Genomic DNA, 19,638 nt, shown 5'->3' with positions numbered 1-19,638 from the left:
GCCGTTGGCCTGGGCGGCCACGTTGGCATCGGTGAAGGTGTAGGAGCTGGCGGCGCTGGTGGTGCCGTGGCCGGCCAGCTGGCCGATGGTAGCGAAGCGCACCCCGTCGAGGCTGCGCTCGATGTCGAAGTGGTCGTTGTTTTTCTCCGAGGCCGTGCCCCAGCGCAGCAGCGCGTCGCGGTTGGCCACGGCCTGCGCCGTGAAGTCAACCAGCACCACGGGCAGCGGCAGCGCGCCGATGGTGAATGAAACGGGCTGCGTCGTCACCCCGCCGTTGGCATCAGTGGTAGCGATGGTCACGGTGTAGGTGCTGGGCGCGCCGGAGCGCACGAGCTGGCTGGCGTCGCTCACGTAGAGGCGGCCGGTGGCCGCATCCAGGCTCACGCCGGCGGGCAGGGTGCCCGCCGTGAGCACGGCGCTGCTGAGGCCGTTGGCCGTGCCGGCCAGGGCGTTGCCCTGGGCATCGTAGAGGCTGCCGGCGCTGCTGTAGCGGCTGGCCGTGGCATCGGCAAACTGCGCCAGCACGTCGCCGTTGGCGTAGCTGCCTTTGGTGGCGTTGTAGGTGGCGTAGGTGGCGGCGAGGTCGCTGCCCACGGCCACGGTGTAGGTGGCGGCGGGCGACTGGTTGCCGGCCGCGTCGGTGGTCGAGTACGTGAAGAAGGCGTTGCCCACGTAGCCCGCCTGGGGCAGGAAGCGCAGAGTAGTGGCCTGGGCGGCAGTCAGGGCCTGGCCGGCTGTCACGGGGGCGTAGGAGGTGCCGCCCGTGCTGTAGTACAGCGTGCCTTGGGTGGTGGCGTTGGGCAGGGTAGCCACGGTGTAGGGGCTGGCAGCCAGCGCGCTTTCGAAGTCGGCCCCGGCCAGCGGTGACAGCAGCACGCCGTAGGGCGCGGTGGGGCTGGTGCCGGCCGTGTTGCCGATGAAGGGCATCCGCGCGTTCACGACCGCCGCCGCCGTGGGCTGCTGGTTGGGCACGCTGGTGCTGAGGGTCGCGGCGTTGTTGCCAGTGTCGCTGTCGCCGGCCACGCTCACGCTGGCCGACAGGGCCACGCCGGCGGCGGGCTGCACCAGGGCAAAGGTGTTGGCCACGGCCCCGGCTTGCCCGGCCGGCTGGCCGGCGGCGATAGTCCAGGTGATGGTGTTGCTCGCGCTCGAATACGTGCCGCCGCCCGTGATGCTGCCCGCTACCGGGGCCACGCCGGCCGACAAAGTCACGACCTGCGTCGTGGCCGCGCCGGTGGCCGAGGGGCCGCCGTTGCCGGTCGTCACGGTGTAGGTCTGGGTGGTGCCGGCGGGGGCCGAGGCCGGGCCGCCGAGGCGGGTCACGGCATCAAACACCGGCGTCACGGCCACGCTGGCCGAGCCCACGGTGTTGCCTTGGGCCGTGCTCGTGTTGGGCTCGCTTGTGTCCGACGAGGCCGACGAGTAGGCTGCCACCGGGCCGTTGGCCGGGGCTTTTACTACTACGGTGTAGGCCTGCTCGTCGCCGCTGGGCTGGCTGGAGATGGCGGGCCACGTCACCAGGCCGGTGGCCGGGCTGTACACGCCGCCGTTGCTGATGCTGCCGATGGTGAGGCCGGCGGGCAGCTGCAAGGTGGGCATCACGTTGGTAGCGGCGGCCGCGCCGTTGTTGCGGTAGCGGGCCGTGAACGTGAGGTCGGAGCCGGCCGGGGCCGAGGCCGGCGCGCCGGTCAGCGAGGTTACCAGGTCGGCGGTGGCCGCCGTGGCCGGCGCGATGCTGGTGGCTACGCTGGTGGCGTTGTTGCCGGGGCTGAGGTCGGCAGTGGTCGAGGTAGCCGAGGCCACGCCCGCCACCTGCCCGCCCGAGGCGTCGGGCATCAGGAAGGTCACGTAGTTGAGCACGCTGCTGCCGCTGGCCAAGCTGGCCGTGGCCGGGAAGGAAACCACGCCCGAGCCCAAGTTGTACTTGGCCCCGTTGGGGTAGTCGTAGGTATTGGTCGTGCCGTTGAAGGAGCCCGTCTGGCCTGCTACCAGCAGGGTAGTGCCCGAGAAGCCGGTGGGCAATTGCAGGGTGGGCACCACGGCCGCCGCTGCCGAGGGGCCGGCGTTGGCCGTGGCCACGGTGTAGGTTACGGCGTTGCCGATGGCGGCCACGGCCGGGCCGCTCACGCTGGTGCGCAGGTCGGCGGCCGGCGCGATGGTGGTGCTCACCACGGCGCTGTTGTTGGCCGGGGTGGCATCGGGCGTAGCCGAGCTTACCAGGGCACTCACGGCCAGGTTGCGGGCCGGGGCCACGAAGCTCAGGGTATACGCCTGGGTAGCACCCACCGCCATGTCGGGCTGGGCCGGGAAGGTCACCACGCCGGTTTGCGGGTTGTAGCTGGCCATGGTGGCAGTAGCGCCCGCCGCGTCGGTTATCGCCACATCGCTGAGGCCCACCGGCAGCTGCACGCTGGCAAGTACGCCGGCCGTCTGGGTGCCGCTGGCGTTGTAGCCGCTGGCGGCCATCGGGCCGTTGTTGGTGAAGGAAGCCATGTAGCTCACCACCTGGCCGGCCGTGGCCGAAGCCGGGCCCGTGAGGGTGGCGGCCAGGTCGGTGGCGGGCGTCAGCACGATGGCCGTGGCGGCGGCATTGTCGGCCGGCACGGGGTCCACGTTGGCCGTCGTTACCATGGCGGTAGCGAGCAGCTGGCCGTTGTTGCCGGTGCTGGCCGGGGCGGTCAGCGTCAGGGTGTGGCTCACGTTGGCCCCGCTAGCCTGGCTGATGGCCGGGAAAGTCACCAGGCCCGTCAGCGTATTATAGGTAGCGCCGCTGGTCAGGAAGGTAATCGTGTTGCCGCTGAGCGTACCCGCCTGGCCATCTACCTGCAAGGCACTAGTAGCGAGGCCGGGCAGCAGTTGCACGGTTTGCACCACGCCCGTGGCCGAGCCACCGGCCGAGGTAGCCGAGCCGTTGTTGCCGGTCGTCACGGTCAGGGTGATAGGGCTGCCCACGGCCACCGTGGCGGCCGAGGCGCTGAGCTTGGTGTACACGTTGGCGGGGTTGCCGGTGGCGGCGGCCGGGCTCAGCGGGGTGCTGGTCGGGCCGTTGAGGTAAGCCAGGTTGTTGGCCGGGCTGGTTTCGCCGGCGGCGGCCGTGGCGGGCGCTACCGAGGCCGAGGGTGCGAAGCCGGAAGCCGGCATCACGAAGCTCACGGTGTTGGCTACCGCTTGCCCGGCGGGCAGGCTGGCCAGCGGCGGGTAGATTACCCCGCCGGCCGGCACGCTGTAGGTTACGCCGTTGTAAGTCACGCTGGTAGCGCTGGTGCTAGTGTTGTAGTAGCCGCCGTTGCTTACGTACACGTTGCTGAGGCCGGTAGCCAGCTGGGCGGTTTGCACCACGGTGGGGGCGGCGCTCGGGCCGTTGTTGCTGGTCGTAAGGGCCAGGGTTACGAGGTCGCCGGCCACGCTGGTGGCGGGGCCGCTGAGGCTGGTAGCCAGGTCAAAGGCCGGCGTCAAAGTCAGGCCCATGGTCTGGCGGTTGTTGGCCGTCTGGCCGGCTTCGCTGGAGGTAGTGGTGGCGCTGGCCGTGGCCATTACCGGCCCGGTGGCCGGGGCGTCAAACTTGATAATCGATACCAGGCTGCCGCCGTTGGGCAGGCCCGTAAAGCTGGCGTAGGACACCAGGCCGGTAGCCGCGTCGTACACGCCGCCGCCCGAGGCCGTTACGTTGGTCAGGTTTTTCGGCAGCTGCACCGTAGCCGTCATCCCCAGCGCGCTGGCCGGACCATTATTGCTGAAGGTAGCCGTGAACGAAGGCGGCGTGCTGGCCGAGGCCAGTGTGCCAGCCGGCACAGCCGCGCCGGGCACGATGGTAGCCGCTACATCGGCCACCGGCGGCACCGTGGCCAGAATGGCCGAGGCGTTGGGGGCCCCGTCGGCGCCCTGGCCGCTCACGGTGGTTACGTTGCTCGTGATGCTCTGCGTGCCCGTGGCCGTGGTGGCCGGGGTGAAGCTGAACGTGAAGCTGCTCGTGGCCCCGCTGGCCATCGAGGCGGCCGTGCCGAAGTCGATGGTATTAGCCATCGTGGGCATGTAGGCCGCGCCGTTTACGAAGATGTTGGTCGCGCCCGAGGGCAGGGTTACGGTGCGGGTCACGGTGGCGGCCATGGCCGGGCCTTCGTTGACGAAGGTCACGGTGTAGGTGCCCGAGGGCTGGGCCGGCGTGAGGGTAGCCGGGCCGGTGATGGAGGTCGTGACATCGGCGGCGCAGGTGGTGCCCACCGTAGTGCCCGCGATAGCGTTGCTAATCTGGGTGTTCACGATGCCCGCCGCGCCGGCGGCCGCGCCGTAGGCGATGCTGGTGCCGCCGTTGCGGGTGGTGCCGTTGGCCCCGGCCGCGGCCGAGGCGCTGGCTACCGGGCCGTTGGCGAGTACTACGCCGCCGCCGCCGCCGCCGCCGGGGCCGTGGGGGCCGTTGCCGCTGGCGCTGCCCGTGTTCGAGCCACCGTTGCCGCCGTTGGCGGCCAGGGTCACGCCGCTCAGGCCGGCCGGGTTCTGGGCCGTAAGCAGGATAGAGCCGCCCGCGCCGCCGCCGCCGCTGCCGTCGTCGGCCACGCTGCCGTTGGCGCTGCCGCCGTTGGCCACGATGCTGCCCGAGCCCGCCACGGTGCCCGTGCGCAGCAGCACAATGCCGCCGCCCGCCGCGCCGCTGCTGGCCGCGCCGTTGGTGGGCGTGCCGGTGTTGTTGTTGGTGCTGCCCGCGCCGCCGCCGCCGCCCAGTACTAGGCGCGCGCTGCTCACGGGGCCAAAAGCCGCTCCCGGCTCGCCGCCCACTGGCTCGCTGCTGCCGGCAAACTTGTTGCCGCCGCGGCCGCCGGTGCCGCCGTTGGCCCCGCCGCCGCCGCCGCTGTTGTCGATGTTGTTGTTGCCGCCGCCGCCGGCGTTGCCGGGCGCGCCGCGGCTAAAGCTGCCGCCCGCGTAGTTTTCGTTGGCGCTGCCGTTGTCGATGGTCGCGTTGGTGGTGGCGTCGTTGGGCGTGCCGGGCACATTCACGTAGCGCGGGGTGCCGGCCAGGCCTTCGCCTTTCTGGGCGTGGGCGTTGGTGGCGGAGGTGCCCACGTAGTCGAGGTTAGCGCCGGCCGCCGTGGCCTGGGTGCGGCCCCCGCCGCCGCGGAAGCCCCGGCCCGAGGCGTCGATGCTATTGCCGCTGAAGTTGGTCTGGCCGGCTACGTCGAGGGCGAGGATGCCGCCCACGCTACCGGTCCAGGGCAGGGCCGCGATGGTCGCGCCCAGCGTCAGGTTGCCGTACTGCGGAATGCGCACTACCTGGAAGCGGCGCGGACCAGCCGAGGCCGTAGCCGCCGCGTTCACGTAGCTGTTCACCAGGGCCGAAGTCAGCGTAATGGTGCCGCCCACGGTCACGTCGATGGGCGTAGTGTTGCTGGCCACCACGTACTCGTAGGTGCCGGCTTGCAGGTTAGAAGTCAGGTTGCCGCTGGCCCCGCCGCCGGCCACGCCATCGCCGTAGCTGTCGGTGTTGGTCGAGTTGATGTCCGCGCCCTGCATCTGAATTACCAGCAGCAGGTCGCCCTTGGCAATGGTGTTCGAGGCCGCCGGCGTGCTGCCGCGCGTGCCCACGCCCACCACGAGGCTGGTAGCGCCCGCCGCCGCCGAAGCCGTGGCCGGGTAGTAGGTGTTGGGGTTGTCGAGCAGCGTGGGCGAGCCGTCCTTACCAGGAATGGCGCAGGCCGAAGCCGTGCCGGCCGCGCCGGTATTGCTCACGGGCACGGCGTAGGTAGCCGGGCTGCTCACGGTGCCCGCGTCGTCGGTGGCCACGTAGGAGAAGCCGGCCGTGCCGCCAAAGCCGGCCGCCGGGGCAAACGAAAGCTGGGCGGCCTGGGCCGGGGTCAGCGTCAGGGTGCTGCTGGTGAGGGCCACGCCATTGACGTAGAAAATACCCTGCGAAACCGGGGGCAGCGCCGCGATGGTGTAGCTGGCGACCGTGCCGTCGGCGGTGGCGCTCAGGGCGTTCACGGCCGTAGCGGCCTGGCCGGCGGGGCGGCTGGTGTTCGTGATGTTGGCGGCCACCGGGGCCAGGCGGCACCAGGTCATTTCCTCCAGCCCGATGGCGTTGGCGGTGGGGTCGGCCTGGAAGGTCGAGAGGTTGCGATAGGTAATGGTAACCGACGTAACCGGGCTGGCGAAATACACCGTTACCGTGCCGTCGGTGGTGTTCGTGATGTTGGTGGTGCCCGTGGCCACGTTGCCCGTGATGGCTACCGTGTTGGCCGCGCCCAGCGCGGTCAGCGAGGGCAGCACGGTCGTGCCGCCGTTGCTGCCCACGAAGGTTACCTGGTCGATAAAGGCCGTGGCCGGGTTGCCGTTGGCGGCGGCGGTTTCCGAGCGGTCGATGTCCTGCACGCGCAGGGTGTAGTTGCTCACCGCGCGGTTGAAGGTGAACGTTACCGTCGAGGTGTTGTCGGTGGTGTTGGCGTAGTCGCTCATCCATTGCAGGGTTTGCACGCCGTTCAGGCCGCTGGCCGTGGCCACGGTAGCCAGGCTGCTGGTCGTGGCCGTGGCGGGCGAGGTAAAGCCGCCACTGCTGATGGTGGTGAAGGCCGAGCCGGCCGGCGCGGCCAGCGCCGCGTGGGCGCGCCAGTCGTCGGGCACCGGTGTGGTGTTGCGGAAATTGAGCGAGGCCGTCGTCACGCACGCGGCATTGCTCACCGGAATGGTGTAGGTAGCCGCGCTGGCCGAGGTCTGGTTGTTGCCATCCTTGGCGCGGTAGGTAAACGTGACGTTGCCACTAGTGCCGGCCGCCGGCGCAAAGCGCAAGCTGGCCGCCTGCGCCGCCGTAAGCGTCAGCGAAGCAAAGTTGGCCGCCGTGATGTCCGTGTACGTCGAGCCCGTCGAGTTGTACGACAGCACGCCCTGCGCCGTGGTCGGCAGCGAAGCCAGCACGTAGCTGGCCGGGGCGCTGTCGATGGTCGAAGCCAGCGCGCTGATGCTGGCGGCCCCCACCGAGCTCAGCACGGTAGGCGTGGTTACGTCGAGGGCCACGGGCGGGGCTTCGCACCAGGTCATCTGGTCGATGCCCACTACCTGCGCGGCGGGGTCAGCGGCGTTGCCTACGTTGGCATAGGTGATGGTGAGGCTGGTGATTGGGCTGCCGAAGTAGGCCGTCACGGTGCCGTCGACGGCGCTCGCGGTGTTGGCCACGCCAGTGGCCACGTTGCCATTAATGGCCACGATGCCCGCGCCGGGGTTGTCGGCCAGCAGGGCCGGCACCACGGTGGTGCCGCCGTTGGCCCCCACAAAGGTGATGCGGTCGATGTAGTCAGTGCCCACGTCGATGTCCTGCACCTTCACCGTGAAGTTGGACACCGGGCGGCTGAAATTGAACGTTATCGACGACGAGTTGACGTTGCCGGGCGCGTAGTCGTTTTGCCAGCCCAGCGTGTTCACGCCGTTGAAGTTGCTTACCTGAAAAACCGACGCCGTCGGCGCGCCCGAGCTGTAGTTGCTCGAACTCACGAAGGTGGCGTTGGTGCCGGGGGCAGCCACGCCGGTGGGGCGGTTTTGCCAGTTTTCGCCCGCCGGGCGGCTGCCAAAGGCAAACGGCGTGGCCGTGCCGGGCGCACAGGCCACCGGGTATTGCAGCGGAATGGTGTAGGTAGCCGTGCCCGAGGTTTGCACCGGCGTAGCGTCGTCGCTCAGCGAATAGGTAAAGCTGGTGCTGGCCCCCGTGAAGGCGGTACTGGGCGTGTAGCGCAGGCTGGCCGCCTGGGCGGGCGTCAGGGTCTGGTTGAGGGCCACGGCGGCGTAGGTGGTGCCGGTGGTGTTGTAGAGCAGCGTGCCAGCGGCCGGCAGCGAGCGGATGGTGTAAGTGAGCGCGCCATCGGCCTGCCCCACGAGGCCGGCCAGGCCCACCTGGGTGGCCGTGCTCAGCACGGGGGCCGTGGTCACGTTGGCCACCGTGGGGGCCACGCGGCACCAGCTGAGGTTGTCGATGCCCAGCGACTGCGCATTCAGGATGGAGGCGCCCGTCGCGTTGCGGAACGTCAGGGTAATCGACGTAACCGGCGTGGCGTAAGCAGCGATAATGGTAGCATCGTCGGCGCTGGTGTTGTCGCCGCCCGCCTCGCGGCCCGTGGCCACGTTGCCGCTGATGGTGTTGTAGCTAGTCACGGCATTGGCGCGGCTCAGGGTCGGCGTCACGCCGGTCGTAACGCCGTTGCTGACGAGCGCGCCCGTAAACGTCACCTGGTCGACGTAGCCATTGGACAGCAGGCCCGCGAGGCCCGCGTTATACACCGCGTCGATGTCCTGCACCCGGATGCGGGCGTTGGTGACGGGCTGCGCAAAGGTGAACGTAACCGAGGCGTTGCTACCGCCCGAGTTATAAGTGGCGTTCCAGGCCAGCGACTGCCCGCCGTTCACCGCGGCCGTTTGCAGCGAGGTAGTGCCGGCGTTGGTGGTAGTAGTGTAGGTAGTGCCCAGCCGCGTGGCCGAGTACACCGTGGGCACGCCCTCGGTGGCGCGGTTTTGCCAGTTTTCGCCCGCCGGGCGGGTAGCGAAGTTGAGCGTGGCGGCCGTTACCGGGCAGGTGGTTTGGGCCCAGGCGCGGCTGCCGCCCAGCCCGCCGAGCAGCACCATCGCAAAAATGAAAAGGCTGCTGGCTGGTACTGAAAAGGGCGGCGCAGCAGCGCCGGCTCTTTCAGACAGTATGGTACTAAGCCAAGCGGCTGGATAAAGGCCGGTTATCCAGCGCCTGCGGCGTAAGATGTTCGACATAAAAAGTAAGGAGTAGATATAGAGTAAGTTGATGAATAAATGCAAGTCGTTTAGTAGCAGCAAAAATAAAAAAGCGCCGCCGGAGCCATTTTCAGAAGTTGTATTATAGCTGTAGCGACTCCGAGTGATTTTGGTATTAATCTAATCTTGAGTAGGACGGGCACCGCCGAATTTTTCAGTAATGGTACTTTTGCTGGTTACGGTGTTGCTTTAAAGTGAAATAGCCTGATTAGGAGCGCTCACTAATTGATGCAAATCATTATTATTAATAGCAAAGGTCATTTTTGTAAAACACATAAGCATCTGTAAATCAGATATTATAAAGCGTTCAGCTTAATATTTATTTTGTATTATTACAAGTAAATGCGTGATGGTAGAACGATGCTCCCGAGGTATCAAAAAATCACCCTGTTAGGTGGGTGGTTTAGTATTCCAGCACCTGGTCATTATCTGGGTTTGATACAAAAGCCGAATGACGACCCGCCTTGCCGGCCCGCCTGGGCCTACACGCAAAAAAGCCCTTCTCCTGCGAGAAGGGCCTTTCGAAAGCAGCAGCTAGCCGCGCCAGGGTATTAGAGCTTGGACAGGCGCAGGGTCTGGCGCAGCGGCGAGCCATCGGGCTGCGTGCCGGCCACTACCAGTAGGTAGGGGCCGCTGGCCAGGTCGCGCAGGGTTAGCGCTTGGGGCTGGCCGCCGGCCAGCGCCCAGCTGCGCACTACCCGGCCGGTGGCATCGAGCAGCTGCGCCCGCACGGTGGTGGCCGCGTCGAGGGCGCTCAGGTCGAGGGTGGTGCGGTCGGCGGCGGGGTTGGGGTAGGGGGCCAGGGCCACGGTGGCGGCCTGCCCAAAGCGCACGGCCCGCACCGGCGAGTAGGTGCCCGTGCCGCCCAGGTCTACCTGGCGCAGGCGGTAGTACACGGGGCCGGTGGCCTGGGCGGCCACGCCCGCATCGGTGAAGGTGTAGGCCGAGGCCACGGCGGTGGTGCCGCGCCCGGCCACGGTGCCGATTTTGGTGAACGTAGCGCCATCGAAGCTGCGCTCTACCTCAAAGTAGTCGTTGTTGACTTCTGAGGCGGTAGCCCAGTTCAGCAGGGCATCGCGGTTGGCCACGGCCTGGGTTGTGAAGGCGCTCAGCACCACCGGCAGCGGGGCCGGGGCATTGACGACGCGCACATTGCCCGAAAACTCGGAGGTAGCCCCGCCCAGCGTGGCCGTGCTGGTGAGCAGCGCGCCCGCCTGCACCAGCGCCTGCTGCGCCGAGGTCAGCGCTATCGTAAACGTGAAGCCGCTGGCGTTGGTGTCCGCGCCCTGGTCGAAGCCATTGATGGGGCCCGAGTAGCTCTGGCCGGTGCTGGCGTCGGCGTCGTTGGTGCCCTCGGTGAGGGTAGTGAGGTAGGTTTTGCCCTGGCCAAAGTTGGCCCCCGTAGCGTTGACGCTGGTGGGGTTGGCCTGGGCCAGGAACAGCTCGATAATCGCGCCGGGCTTGGCGTAGCCGGTCAGCACCAGGCTGCTGCCCGTGAGCCGGGCCGTGCGCAGCACGGGGTAGTTCTGGAGGTTGTTGGCCCCGGTGGTGGCGGCGCTGTTGCGCGTCACAAAGGGCGAAGTGCCGAGGTTTTCGTTTTCGCCGCTGGCAATCAGGTCGATACCGATGTTGCCGGTAGCGGCCGCACCTTTGGCCGACAGGCTGGTGCCGTTGCTGTAAATCGAGTTGCGCGAGATAACGGTGGTGCCGCCCGCTACTTCCACGCCGGCCCCGTAGTTGCCGGTCGAGATGTTCTGGCTGAAGGTGTTGCCCGTGCCGTAGAAGCGCACGGCCGCCGATTCCGTCTGGTCGGTGCTGTTGCCGATGCCGTTGTTGGTGAAGGTGTTGCCCGTTACCTTATGGCCGCCCGTGCTGGTGTAGCTGTCAAAGCCCTGCGCCGCGCCGTCGGCCAGCAGGTTGCCCGCAACCGTAGTGGCGCTGCCGTGCGAGTCGATGCCGTCGTAGATGGAGCCGGTGCGGGCGTTGCCGCGAATCTCATTGCCGCTGATGGTGGTGCCGGCCACGTCCGGGGCCAGGTAAATACCCGAGCCATTGGCAAAGCCAATCAGGTTGTTGGTAAAGCTCACGCCCGTGCCGCTGGCCACGCGCACGTTCGAGTTGTTGTTGGCCACGGGCGGCACCGCGAAGCTGGTGGCCGCGCTGCCGAGCACGTTGTCGGCGATGAGCACGTTGCTGGCCGTAATGGTGAGGTTGCTGTTGCTGTTATTGTCGAAGAAATTACCAAAGCCGTAGATGGCCAGCCCGCGCACCTGGCTGCCCGCGCCGGCTAGGCTCAGGCCCATATTGATGGCCGTGCTGCCCACCAGCTGCACCTCGGGGCCGCTGAGCTTGCTCAGGGTTGTAGCCTGCGTGCCCACCGTGCCACCGTTGCCGAGCAGCGCGTCGTTGGTGTTGCCGATGTTGTAGGTCTGGGTGGCCCCGTTCACAATCGTATTGGTGCCCGTGAGCTGGGGCAGCGCCGTGGCCGGCGTGATGACGGCTACCTTGCCATCGGGCAGGGCCGAGGCCGGAATCATGAAGATGCTCGACTCGTAGCCGGCGGGCAGGGCCACGCCGGCCTGGCTGGCGGCCGTGTTGCCAGCGCTCAGATTGCGGGCGTCGGTGTAAGAGCCGCTTTGGGCCAGGCTGCTTTCGCCGCCCAGCGCGTTGCTGTTCAAAATGAACTGGCGCAGCGAGCCCTGGCCCGCGTCGTTGGTGTTCACCACCACGTCGAAGTTGAAGCCAAAGTCGGGGCCGCTGTTGGTAGCGCCGGTGCCCACGCTGGCCGGGGCAATGCTTTGCGGCACGCTGGTGCTGGTGCTGAGTGCGCCCAGCGTCTGGCTGCCGGTGTTGGCAGCGGCATCGGCGAGGGCGGGGTTTTCGCCGCCCACCCGCGAGGCTGTGCCGCTGTAGGTGGGCACGGGCAGCAGGCCGGCCACCGAGCCGGGGCGCGCACTGCTCACGCTGCCATTCACCACGCGCACGGTGTAGCCCGCGGCAGGGTTGGCGGCAAAAGAGTAGTGGCCGTTGGCGTCGGTAGTGGTAGTGGCCACGAGCGCGTCACTAGCGTCGTAGAGCTCCACGGTAGCGCCGGGGCGGCCGCTGGCGGCCGTGCCCAGCGCAGCGCGGCTGCGGCCCGCGCCACCGCCGTAGTTCGCATCCTCATACACGTAGCCCGTGAGCGCGGCGATGGCTACGGCCGCCACATTGCCCGAAAACTCGGAGGTAGCCCCGCCCAGCGTGGCCGTGCTGGTGAGCAACGCGCCCGCCGCGAGCGTGCCGCCGGGCAGGCTGCTGAGCGGAATGCTGAACGAGAAGCCGTTGGCGCTGTTGTCCGTGCCCTGGGCAAAGCCATTGATGGTGCCCGGCCCGTAGCTCTGGTTGGTGCTGGCGTCGGCGTCGTTGGTGCCCTCGGTGAGGGTAGTGAGGTAGGTTTTGCCCTGGCCGAAGTTGGCCCCCGTGGCGTTGGGGGTAGCGGGGTTGGCCTGGGCCAGAAACAGCTCGATAACCGCGCCGGGCCGGGCGTAGCCGGTCAGCACCAGGCTGCTGCCCACGATGCTGGCCGTGCGCAGCACGGGGTAGTTCTGGAGGTTGTTGGCCCCGGTGGTGGCGGCGCTGTTGCGCGTCACGAAGGGCGCGGTGCCGCCGGCTTCGTTGTCGCCGTTGGCTTGCAGGTCGATGCCCACTTGGCCGGTAGCAGCCGCACCGTTGCGGGCCGTCACGGTGCCATTGCCAGAGATGGCGTTCTGGCTGATAACCGTGGTGCCGGCGGCCGCGCGGTTGGTGCCGGTGCCCACCAGCAGGAGGCCCGCGCCGTAGTTGCCGCTAATGCTGTTTTGCGCCACGCGGTTGCCGGCCCCGTAGATGCGGAGGCCACCCGTTTCGTCGGGGGCCAGGCTGGCCGTGCCCCGGCCGTTGTCGGTCACAGTGTTGCCCACGATGGTGTTGCCGCCCGCCGAGCGGAAGCTATCAAAACCCAGGCTGGAAGTGCCGGTGAGCAGGTTATACTGGATGGTGCTGTTGCTGCCGTTGATGTCAACGCCGTCGTTGCTGGCTTTGCCCTGGCCGTTGGCGCGCAGCTCGTTGTTTTGCACCAGCGTGTTAGTGACGCCGGTAATGGTGGTTATACCCTTGCCATTGGCAAAGCCGATGAGGTTGCTATACACCAGGCCGCTCGTGCCGCCCACCAGGCGCACATTGTCGGCGTTGGTGAGCGTGGCCGGGGCCGCGAAGCCGGTGGCGGGAGTGCCCAGCACGTTCAGAGCGATGATGACGCCGGTGGCGGCGCTGCGAATGTTGGCCGCCGCATCGTTGTCGGGCGCGTTGCCGAAGCCGTAGATGGCCAGCCCACCGAGGCGGGCGTTGGTGGCCGAGCTAGCCACGTCGAGGCCAAAGGCGATGCCTGCGTTGCCCACCAGCTGCACCTCGGGGCCGTTGAGCTGGCTCAGGGGCGTGGCCTGGGTGCCCACCGTGCCGCCCAGGCCCAGCAGCACATCGTTGGTGTTGCCCATGTTGTAGGTCTGGGTCAGCCCGTTTACCGACATGCAGGGTCCCGTAAGCTGGGGCAGGGCCGAGGCTGGCGTGATGACGGCCACGCCGCTGCTGAGGCGGCCGGTCGGAACCATGAAGATGCTCGACTCGAAATCGGCGGGTAGGGCTACGCCGGCGCGGCCGGCGGCCCTCGAGGTGGGGGCCAGGTCCTGGGCGTTGGTGTAGTAGCCGTCCTGGGCCAGGTCAGTTTCATTGCCCAGCGCGTTGGCGTTCAGGATAAACTGGCGCAGCGAGCCCTGGCCCGCGTCGTTGGTGTTCACCACCACGTCGAAGTTGAAGCCGAAGTTGACGTTGTAGGTGTCCGTGTAAACCGACGCTTGGCTCTGGGCGATGGTCGTGGCCGTGTTCAGGCTGCCGAGCGAGGCGTTGCTGGTGTTCGCGCCGGCGTCTACCTTCTCGGGGGCTCGGCCCCCCACGATGTTCGTGTTGTTATTGTAGTTGTTGTAGGTCTGCACGGGCACCAGGCTGCTCAAGTAGCCCGGGCGGCTGCTCGTTACTGTGGCATTAACCACGCGCACAGTATAGGTATCCGAAAAAGCCGAAACGCTGTAGTAGCCGTTGGCGTCGGTGTTCGTAGCCCCTAGAAAGCCGCCCGACGAGGAGTAAATCTCCACGCGGACACCCGGCCGGCCCACGGTGCCCGCGGCCCCGAACGCGTGGCCGATGCCGCCGCCATAGTTCACATCCTCAAACACGTAGCCCGAGATGGGGTGGTACGTTAGCGGCTGGCGGGCGCGGGCAGCCGTGGCCCGGCTGTTGCCCGCCAGGGTGGCGGTAGTGGCTGGCAGCGTGGCCTTGGCCAGGGCCGGCAGCGGTGGTGCCAGCGGTGCTCCGGTGGCCAGCACCAAGCCAAGCAGGCGTAAAGAATGATTCATAAAAAGCGGTAGGGAAGCGCTAAAGGGTGTCGGAGGTCTTGATGCAGGAGGTAGGGTAGGGCAAAAAGCAAGGGCAAGGCTGCGCCGATGAGCGGCGGCCAGGAGGGCCGCCGCCGCGCGGGTAATGCCGCAAAAGCTGGGTCGTGAGGGGGGGCTTAGCAGAAGCCGCGCCGCCGGCCAGGGCAGGCGTTGGCTAAGCTGGTAGTGTATAAAAAAGCAGAGGTCAGAAGAAGTGAGGCAGAGCGGGAGGTAAATTTTATAGCGAATAAATCCTTTTTAGGGCGCTTCAAAATTATTGGTTAACCTAATCCGTAGCCCGCGCTTATTCGTTAAACAAGAGCTTTTACAGTATGAACACCCTTTTTTAGTGGGTGAACGGTAGTCGACGCCCAGCCAAGAGCCGCCCGCCCCGGCCCGGCAAGCCAGCCGGGTAGTGAATACTATTCAAATAGCTGTTATTCAATTATTAATGCAATTGCTGTTGGGTTTAGTTATATTATTTGCTCGGATAAGTACTATATAGCGGCCATCGGCTTGTCGTTTCGGGCGGGCTAGCGCCTTTGTGCCCGCCGGGCCGGGCGGTGCGCCAGCGCGTAGCAAGCGCCGCCGAAAAAATAGTATTCTGGCTAGCCGGGCAGGAGCTGCCCGCCGCCTTCGCCGGGCCCAAAAAAAGCGGCTGCCCACCAGGGCAGCCGCTTTTTTTGGCAAGAGGACTGAAAGCCGGCCCGGCCGGCGCAGTCGGCTAGTAGGGCACGCCCCGGCTGCTTTCGGCCACCAGCGCGTGCAGCTGCTCGTTGAGGCCCACGGCATCGGTGAGCTCCTCCAGGGGCAGGTGCAGGCGGTACTTCCAGAAGTGCTGGGGGTTGCTGGGCACGTTGATTTGCTCGTCGTGGGGGTTATCGCGGCGCAGGTGGTTGTCCATGGCCAGCAAATCTTGCAGCGGGAAAATGGCCCACATGGCCGGCGAGTGCAGGTGCTGCACGATGATTTCGCGAATCACCCAGGGCTCGGCGTAATAGGGTGCGAGCTGGCGCATGCGGCCCAGCATGGTTTCGAAAAAGCGCTGGGTGCGTACCCGGTCTTCTTCCCACCAGCCGCGCAGCGTGCTCATGTCGTGGCTGCCCGGGCTCACCACCGAGAGGTAGGGCGCGCGGTCGGGGTGGCCAAACTCGGTCTGGGGGTCGGAGGGCATGCGCTGGATGTTGAGGCCCAGCATGCCGAGCTGCTTCATCACGCCGGGCACCGAGGCGGGTACCATACCCAGGTCTTCGCCCGCGATGAGCATGTTGGTGGCGTAGCGCACGGGCGGCAGCTTCACCAGCCCCTGCTCGCGCCAGAAGTCTTCGTGGCGGCGGAAGAAGTAGTCGACGTAAATGTCGTCGTAGAGGCGGCGCTTGGTTTCCTCCCCATCCAGCTCCTTGAAGCTGTCCGACTTGTTAATCGTGATGCGCGGGTGGTACAAGTCGTTGCCGGCCGGCACAAACAGCACCTCATTCACAAAGTGGTACAGGCCCGGCCGCACGCGCAGCAGGAACTCCTCGCGCTCGGGATGCAGCTTGATTTGCTCATCGATATACGCCTCTATCTGGCGCTGGCTGGCCACGCGGGGCCGCAGCTGAATGGCCTGGTACTCATCGGCCACCATAAACTCGTCGAACACCGCCTGGGCATCGCTGCCGAAGGTGCGCTCCAGCAAGTGCCAGCGGATGTAGGGCGCGCACAGGCGGCCGTAGTCGAACCAGCCCAGGCGACGCTGTATCTCGTCGCGGTGCAGGGGCAGGGCCGGCGAGAAGTGCCCGAGCAGGCCCTCGACCGAGTCGGCCGGCATTTCCCAGATGCGGAAAAAGCCCAGGATGTGGTCGATGCGCAGCATGTCGAAGTAGCGCGCCAGGTGGCTCAGGCGCTGCTTCCACCAGGCGTAGTTGTCCTCGGCCATGCGCTCCCAGTTGTAGGTGGGGAAGCGCCAGTTCTGGCCGGTAGTGGAGAAGTCATCGGGCGGGGCACCGGCCTGCTGGTCCATGTGGTAGAGCTCGGGCTGCGTCCAGGCATCCACCGAGTGGCGGTAGATGCCGATGGGCAGGTCGCCCTTCAGCACCACGTGGCGCTCGCGGCCGTAGCGCACGGCGGCGGTCAGCTGCTTGTCGAGGTGAAACTGCGTGAAGAAATGCAGCCCAAACTCGTCGAAGTGCGGGCCGTGCTCGTCTACCAGCTCGGCCAGCCCGTGCGGGGCGCGAAACTCCTGCGGCCACTCGTGGAAGTCGGCCGTGCCAAAGCGGTCGCGCAGCCCCGAAAAGGCGGCGTAGGGCACCAGCCACGACCCTTGCTCGGCCTTGAACTTATGAAACTCGGGGTCGGCCAGAAACCTGGCTTTCTCCTGCTTGTAGAGCAGCTTGAGAAACTTCCACTTGGCGTTCATCACTGGCTCGTAGTCCACGAAGTCCTTGGCGTTGAGCTCCTCGCGCAGCTTGCTCAGCTCGGCGGCGGCTTTCTTGTCCTTGAGCTTGGCAATGCTCTCCAGGTGCAAATACTGCGGGTGCAGGGCAAACACCGAAATGGCGGCGTAGGGGTACGAGTCGACCCAGGTGTGCGTAGCCGTGGTGTCGTTGATGGGCAGCACCTGCACCACGCTCATGCCGGTTTGCACGGCCCAGTCTACCAGCAGCTTCAGGTCGTTGAACTCGCCCACGCCCAGGCCGGTTTCGCTGCGCAGCGAGAAGATGGGCACCGCCACGCCGGCCCCGCGCCAGGGCCCGGCCGCGTAGCGAAAGCCTTCGTCGTCGGCCACGCGCAGGGTGCCGGCGGCGGGGCCGCCGGGCAGCGTGCGGTTGTCGCCGGTTTCGAGCTGCACCACGGTTTGGGTGGCGGCATCCCAGAGGCCGTATTTATACTGGAGCTCGGCCTCGGGATTGGCCAGCGCCACGTCGGCCTGCCAGTAGGGGTAGTCGGCATCCGACAGCACCACGGGCGGGCCCTGGTCCCAGGCCCCCAGGGCCGGGTCGGAGCCCAGCACGCACACCTGGTGCTGGCTGGCCACGCGGGGCGCGGCCAGGCGCAGGCGCAGGATAGGGGCGGGGGCGGCGGCCTCGGGAGCGGCCGGGGCGGTGGCTTTCGGCTTGCCTTTGGCCACCTTGGCAGCGGCGGCTTTGGGGGCCGAGGCGGGGGCGGGGCGGCGGAAAAGCGCCTGGGTAAAGGCCGAGGTAAACAGCTCGTGGTCGTCTTGCACGGGCACGCGCCAGTAGTCGCGCACCTCCAGGCGCGGGGTGCCGGCGGCGGGCAGGGGCAGGGGGCGGTTGGGGCCCCACTCCCACACCACGCCGCCGCCCTCGGTCAGCAACACGTATTTATAGGTAATGGGCGCGGCGGTGTCGGGGGCTACTTCCAGCTCGGCGCTCCAGCGGGCGGTGGCTTCGTCGTAGTGCAGGGGCAGGGCCTGGGGCAGGCTCCAGTGGCCCAGGGCCGGCAAAGAGCCGCACACCACGAGGCGCTCGCCGTAGGTAGTGCGGTAGGGAAGGGAGAAATGAACGGTCATCGAAGCAAACCAAGGTAAGTGCCGCAAGATACGGCCCCCCGCCGGGCGCGGTTGGGCCGGCGGCCCGGCCCCTAAGCTCGACGCCGGGCTTGCGCAATGGCTCATGGTTCTGTCTATCTTTACCCCCTTATAGTCATACCCTTTTTTCATGCGCCTTCTTTCTACCCTCTTTCTGGCCGGGGGCCTGCTGGCGGCCCTGCCGGGCCTGGCCCAGCGCCGCCCCGCCGGCTACCACGCGCCCCAGCGCCTGCACAACTCCGAGCTGCAATCGTACCGCCGCCCGCCCATGCGCGTGACGTTCGGCGTCAACGTTGCGACGTACAACGGCGACATCACCGGCCGCCTGCCCGACAATACCCTGCGCCCCGGCTTTGGCCTGGGGCTGGTGCGGCCCATGAGCCCGCACTTCTCGCTGGCCGCCGAGCTCAGCTACAACCGCCTCAAGGCCACCGACCAGCGCCCCGCGCGCGGCCTGCGCTTTGAGGGCACCAACGGCACGCTGACCGTGATGGCCCGCTATAACTTTCTGGCCGATAAGAGCATGAATTTTGGTCCCTCCTTCAGCTGGGCCAATTTCCAGCCCTTTGCCACGGCCGGGGTGGGCCTGCTGCTCTTCAACCCCAAAGCCTACCAGACGGTGGCCGGCGTGACCACCCAGCTTGAGCCCGAGCGCCGCAACACCAACTACCTCTACCCGCACCTGGGCAGCGTGCTGCCGGTGGGCGGCGGCGTCACGGTGCGTACCAGCCCCTACTTCGCCGTCACGCTCGAAGGCCTGTACTACTTCACCAGCACCGACCTGCTCGACGACGTGAGCGCCCGCGGCAACGCCGACAAGCTCGACAAGTTCATCACCGCCGGCCTCAAGGTCGAAGTCGGCCTCAAGCCCAGCCAAAAGAAGCCGCTGGTGCGCTACGACTAGGGGTGTGGCCCAGACTTTGTAAGGCGGAGCGCGTATTGCGTGGCAGCTTCTGGCTGCCACGTTTACTTCTGTCTTTTTGCTCTTATGCGCTCTGTACTTACGGCCCTGCTGGGCGGCAGCCTGCTGGCTGCCGCCCCGGCTTTGGCTGCCCCGGCCGACTACCACCTGCCCCGCCACTTCTACACGCCTGGCCGCCAGCCCTACCGCCGCCCGCCCGCCCGCCTCACCTTCGGTGCCGGCGCCGCCTACTACGACGGCGACCTTACCAACCGCATCTCCAGCCGCCCGGCCTTTAGCCTGGGGCTGGTGCGCCCGCTCAGCCCGCACCTCTCTTTCGGGGCCGACCTGGCCTACGTGCGGCTCGAGGCAAATGACTACAACGTGAGCCGCGGGCTGCGCTTCACCTCCAGCGGCGGGGCGCTCACCACCTTCGTGCGTTACAACCTGCTGGCCGATAAAAGCATGTACCTCGGCCCCAACCACCGCCCCACCCCGGTGCAGCTGTTTGTGCAGGGCGGGGTGGGGCTGCTGCTCAACAGCGCCCAGACCTCGGCCAACAACCCCGAGCCGCCCTACGGCCGCGTGGCGCTGCCCCCCGAGCGGCCCGGCGGCTACCCTCTGCTGGCCGGCGTGCTGCCCGTCGGCGGCGGCCTCACGCTGCAAGCCAGCCGCGCGCTCGCCTTTACGCTTGAGGGCCTGGTGTACTTCACCAGCACCGACCTGCTCGACGACATTAGCCAGCGCGCCAGCCCCGAGAAGAAGGACAACTTCGCCACCGCCTCGCTCAAGGTGGAGTACGCCTTTCACCGCAAGCGGGGCAAGCCGCTGGTGCACTTCGATTAGGGAGGAGTTTTTGGGTGAGTGGATGAGTGGGTGAGTGGGTGAGTGGATGATAGTGTCATGCTGAGCGCAGCGCAGCGCAGTCGAAGCATCTCTACCTCAGTACTAACTTCTAGCGCCGGCAACGAAGCGATAGAGATGCTTCGACTGCGCTGCGCTCCGCTCAG

Annotated in this window: 5 protein-coding genes; 2 read left to right on the top strand and 3 right to left on the bottom strand. The window is 67.2% G+C overall.

The annotated features are described in order from the left end of the window. The 3 genes from VFO93_RS08115 to VFO93_RS08105 form a co-directional block, all read right to left on the bottom strand. Window positions 1-8,595, bottom strand: an 8,595-nt coding sequence (locus VFO93_RS08115; RefSeq protein WP_414653563.1) for a beta strand repeat-containing protein, incomplete at its 3' end; no start/stop codon positions are given. A gap of 710 nt (window positions 8,596-9,305) precedes the next feature. Continuing rightward, entirely contained in the window at window positions 9,306-14,180 is a 4,875-nt protein-coding gene (locus tag VFO93_RS08110; RefSeq protein ID WP_325133855.1) for a beta strand repeat-containing protein, read from the bottom strand. 742 nt (window positions 14,181-14,922) lie between these two features. Then, entirely contained in the window at window positions 14,923-17,709 is a 2,787-nt protein-coding gene (locus VFO93_RS08105) for a 4-alpha-glucanotransferase (RefSeq protein WP_325133854.1), read from the bottom strand. Between the two features lie 148 nt (window positions 17,710-17,857). Between VFO93_RS08105 and VFO93_RS08100 the strand changes: the two genes are divergently transcribed. Together VFO93_RS08100 and VFO93_RS08095 are read left to right on the top strand one after the other, a co-directional pair. Then, window positions 17,858-18,631, top strand: a complete 774-nt coding sequence (locus tag VFO93_RS08100; RefSeq protein WP_325133853.1) for a hypothetical protein — start codon at window positions 17,858-17,860, stop codon at window positions 18,629-18,631. A gap of 84 nt (window positions 18,632-18,715) precedes the next feature. Continuing rightward, window positions 18,716-19,474: a hypothetical protein gene (locus VFO93_RS08095; protein ID WP_325133852.1), complete on the top strand. Its 759-nt coding sequence runs from the start codon at window positions 18,716-18,718 to the stop codon at window positions 19,472-19,474. The last annotated feature ends 164 nt before the right edge of the window (window positions 19,475-19,638 follow it).

The sequence above is a fragment of the Hymenobacter sp. genome (genome assembly GCF_035709525.1).
Classification (GTDB): domain Bacteria; phylum Bacteroidota; class Bacteroidia; order Cytophagales; family Hymenobacteraceae; genus Hymenobacter.
Note: the sequence above shows the minus strand (reverse complement) of the source record. Positions and strands in the feature narration are given on the sequence as shown.